The 4,749-nt window shown below is 34.0% G+C and carries 2 protein-coding genes; one reads left to right on the plus strand and one right to left on the minus strand.

Annotation, left to right across the window (positions count from 1 at the left end; translation table 11 throughout):
- The first annotated feature begins 38 nt into the window (after nucleotides 1–38).
- The gene (locus ACW2QF_RS17860; protein WP_455717373.1) at nucleotides 39–3,053 is read left to right on the plus strand and encodes a hypothetical protein; all 3,015 of its coding nucleotides are present in this window, start codon (nucleotides 39–41) and stop codon (nucleotides 3,051–3,053) included.
- 133 nt (nucleotides 3,054–3,186) lie between these two features.
- Here ACW2QF_RS17860 and ACW2QF_RS17865 read toward each other — a convergent pair whose 3' ends face one another.
- On the minus strand, nucleotides 3,187–4,659 hold the full coding sequence (locus tag ACW2QF_RS17865; protein WP_455717374.1) for a catalase: 1,473 nt from the start codon (nucleotides 4,657–4,659) through the stop codon (nucleotides 3,187–3,189).
- Nucleotides 4,660–4,749 lie beyond the last annotated feature (90 nt).

The raw sequence follows: 4,749 nt of genomic DNA on the forward strand, positions 1-4,749 counted from the left end.
GAAAAAAGGAATGAAATGTAAGGAGCATGTATGGTGATATGAATAATTATGAAGTATTTGAACAGATACAGAATATGTCTTCCATGTATCTTGCCTCAAATAAGAAATTACAATGCAATACAAATTGTGGAATAGATATAAGAAATATACGACTATTTGAGGTTACAAATCAGACATATGATACGGTATCAAAGAATTTATATGCGATTGAGAATATATTAGACGCAATGCAATACCAAAATGTTACGTATCTATATCTTATACAAGGAACTGGTAGCATGATTCATTATTATTACGGGTTAGCACCGATACTTCATAAAAAGAAGAAAATGAGTGATCTACAATGTGAAATTGAACATGGTGAAGAAGCTTTGGTGGCAAATTTTGAAGCAAATTTTCCTGGATCCAATATTATTGAGCTGACCAGAGAGGAGAAGAACATACTACATGGAGAGTTATTGAGGCAACAATCGTGTGCAGTAATAGAAGGAGTTCCAGGAGTGATTAATTCTAATTCTACAACACTTGGCATGGATCGTTTTATAAACGTGATGGAACATGAATCCTTTCTTGTGCTAGTCCTTGCACAGCCATTGTGTGAGAATGAAATAAAAGAAATTGTATCTGATCAACAAAATATGCTAAATACTCTTACACCATTATTGGAGTATTCAAAGGTTAATCATCAAAGTCATATGAATGAGATTTCAAGTTTGGTAGATAAAAATCGTGTAAATACTAGGTCGCAAACGAATACATCGACCGAGCAATTGCAATTTCAGTTATTTTCATCTTCTGGTTTATTTCCTTTAAAATTAGGAAGAGGGTCCTTACAAGAAATTGAAGACTTATTCTTCAACAATGGAGTTGCTAATAATGAATTGATAGATCTAATTGGCTCGCTATGTATACAACAACAAAACAAACTTGTCAAAAAAACTCAAGAAGTGATTGAAGATACTAGTCCACATAAAGAAGAGGCTGTTACTATTAAAGAAATTGGAAGTCAAGAACCATCAAATTATAAAGATTTTAGAAGAAAAACAAACTTTGGTCTACCATGGATGAGACGAAATCACCATGGTACAAAAACTAATAATAGAACTCCTGAAATAGTTAATCCAAGGTTAGATGACAGGATTACGGAAAATAATGTTGAAGCTGTGGGAGATAATATAATGCGTTATCTTCAAAACTCAGAAAGTGAAGATCAACATCAAAGGACACACAGAGAAACCGAAGATAAGAAAGAGAAAGTAAACAATAATGAAGTCATTAGTAATGAAGTAATTACTAATGAAGTTAACGATGTGGAGGAGTTAGCAGCTGATTTTTTATCTGGACAGAATGAATTCACGTTAGCGAGTATAAACAGGCTAGTTAGTAGAGCAAATGCAAGGGTGAAGTCCTGTTCTACTAACAACAGGATACTAGTAAATAACAGAGACACATGTACAAACACCTGTAGTGTAACAGAGAGATATATAAACACTGCAGTTAGTTCATGGAATAGATATATAAATGAAATCATGAATTCTAGATTACTATATGGGGAAAACAGAGGTCTCTATATCTGCAGCACAACTGTTTTTGCGGGTAATGAGATGAATCTTACTAGGGCAGTTGCTGCTTGGAGGGGAATGAATGAATATGATACAGTAAGTAAAGTTCCGTTAAGGGAAACTATATTATACAAAGATATGAATCAATATAATAATATTGTAAACTTTCAAATACCAAAATATTTCTATTGTAGTAATAATAACATTTCCCCATTATCGTATCAAGAAGTGATAGCAAGAAGTGCATATTCTCAATTTTCAGTAGGAAACTATATGTATGGTGGGAATTGGCTTTCTAGTAAGGAATTAAAATATATGGTAACACTTCCAATGAAATCAGCCTGTACACCAATAGTAAGCAGAAAACCAGAGCTATCTATTACATCTGTAAATGATTCCATGTTTCCTGATTTGGATCGTAAAAAGATGCGACATGGGTGTATTATAATTGGTGAACGGTATAGCGGTAGAGAAGAGACTCTTAAGAATATTCTTTTGAAATTTGAACGACCATTTACCTTATTGGAATTTGATTCAGGAAGATACAGTAGAATGTTTAAAGGGAAGCAAAGGGTAGAGCGCTATCCATTATTAATGTGTGCTGGTAAGATATTAAAAATTAATCCATTTGAACTTTATCCAGAGGAATTAATCGATAATCATGTAGAACTTTTATTAGCATATTTCATACATTGTTATGGGTTTGAGCCACTGATAATTGAGATAATAGAGAAGGCAATCTATGATTCTTATGTTACTTTTGGGTGGAACCTATATACCAATACCAATGATAAATTTGGTAAATTAGCCTATACCAAAGAAGTTAAAGCATTTCCAACGTTTTTTAATATTCTAGTTAAAACAGAAGAAATAATTAAAAAGCAGATAAATGATTGTGAATTACAATTAAAATGTTTAGCCAGAGTAAGAGATGCATTGAATGGTTGGACAATAGGCAAAAAAGGAGCGTTACTAGGAGCAGAGCATAGTATGAACCTTACTGCGTTATTGGAACAAAATACAAGCATAGAATTGGAAGAACTGGTTAATGAAGCTGATCGTAAATTCTTTACATTACTATATATGTGGAGATGCATGGCAATGAGAAAATCACAAGGGATAATGGATTACATAAGCAACCATGTAATAGTATTAGAAGATATCGGGCGTATCCTTAATAAAGGGACTGGTGAAAGAACAGCTTGGGAGGAAAATGCAGTCGAGACAATTATAGAATATATCTTATCATCAATGAAGTATGGGGAATCAATTGTGTTAATAGAAGAAGAAGTATCTTCATTACCTAAGAATATAAAGACTGAAGTATATTCGGTTTTCTTACATCAGATTATTAGTTCAAAGGAAAGAGATGTTATAGGACAGTGGTTGAACATAGGAAAAGAAAAGATGGAATTAGTAGCCCAACTGGATGAGAGAGAATTTCTTTGCATCACACGTGATAATCAAGAAATCTATGAATATAGACAATAATATAATTCAAAAAGAACAACTTTTCTGTGTTGTATGTCATTTTGTGAAGATATATACTCACATATGGCATACAGCTATAAAAAGTTGTTCTTTTTTGATATTACATTTCAATGTATTTAGTTTAGAGTGTTTATTAGCATCTCCCGTTACGATAACTTTTTACAGCGTCTAATACACCATATCCAAATTCTTCGGATGCTTTAATGAAATTGTTTATAACACGATTTACGATATCATCTCTACATTTGTATAGTTCGCTTGCAATATTGTCAATAAGATGTTCTTTCTCACAACTTGTTAAAGAGTTATATCTATCTCCTGCTTGTTTGAAATCACTTGGATTTTCAATAGGAATACGAGCGATAAAGCCACAAGCTTTTGTCGGTGGAGCAACATGTATAGGAGGTGAAACTGGCCTGTTATTATTTAAACTATTAGGTGAATAGTTGATTGGTTCTGGATTGAAGATATAAGTTGCTTCTCCATCACGTTGATTATTAACAACGGGACTGATGGAACGGTTAATTGGTATTTGCATAAAGTTAGTACCAAGACGATGTCTTTGTGTATCATGATAAGAAAATGATCTTCCTTGTAACATCTTATCAGCAGAGAACTCAACCCCTGGAACGATGTTAGCAGGACAAAATGCTGACTGTTCAACTTGGGCAAAGAAGTTACTTGGGTTCTCATTCAGAGTCATCATTCCTATTGCTATTAAAGGAAATTGGTCCTCTGGCCATGTCTTTGTGTCGTCTAATGGGTCGAAATCTAGGCATTCAACTTTATCTGGATCCATAATTTGAACACACAGTTCCCAACGTGGGAAGTTTCCGCATGCGATTGCATTAAATAGATTTTCAACAGCAATATCAGGATTTGAACCAGATAATTCTTCTGCTTCAAAACGATCAATGGTTTCAATTCCTTGCATAGTTTTCCAGTGGAATTTGACATAACAACGTTTCCCGCGGCGGTTAACCCATACATAGGTATTAACACCGAATCCGTCTACATGACGATAGTCTTTAATGGTTCCACGATCTGAATATACCCATGTGATCATATGTGTGGCCTCTGGCATAAGAGATACGAAATCCCAGAAACGTTGTGGATCACGCATGTTTGTATCTGGTGATGGCTTAAGTGAATGAATAACATCAGGAAAACGAATAGCATCTCTGATAAAGAATACAGGAAGATCATTACCTACAATATCGTAGATACCTTGGTTTGTGTAGAATTTAACAGCAAAACCTCTTGGATCTCTAGCTGTATCAGCGGAACCTTTTGAGCCAATAACAGTTGAGAATCGTACGAATACTTTTGTCCTAGCATTTGGTATTTGAAGAAAATCTGCCATTGTATAATCGCTCATACAACGGTAATTTTGAAAAAATCCAAAAGCACCAGCCCCTTTTGCATGAACGACACGTTCTGGAATTCTCTCTCTGTCAAAATGAGCCATCTTATCAATGAAAGGAACATCCTCTAAAAGGACTGGCCCATCACTTCCGACAGTGAGTGAATTATTTTCATTTGGAATAGGTCTACCGAAACTATCGGTAAGGTAGTTAAAATTGCAATTTTCATTACGTCTGTCCATTAATTATCTCCTTAATCATAATGATTCCTATATTAGTTTATGGTTAAAGAAAATAATCGTTACAAGTTATGGATAACATAAAATTGAATC

This window comes from Anaerosporobacter sp. (assembly GCF_965301125.1).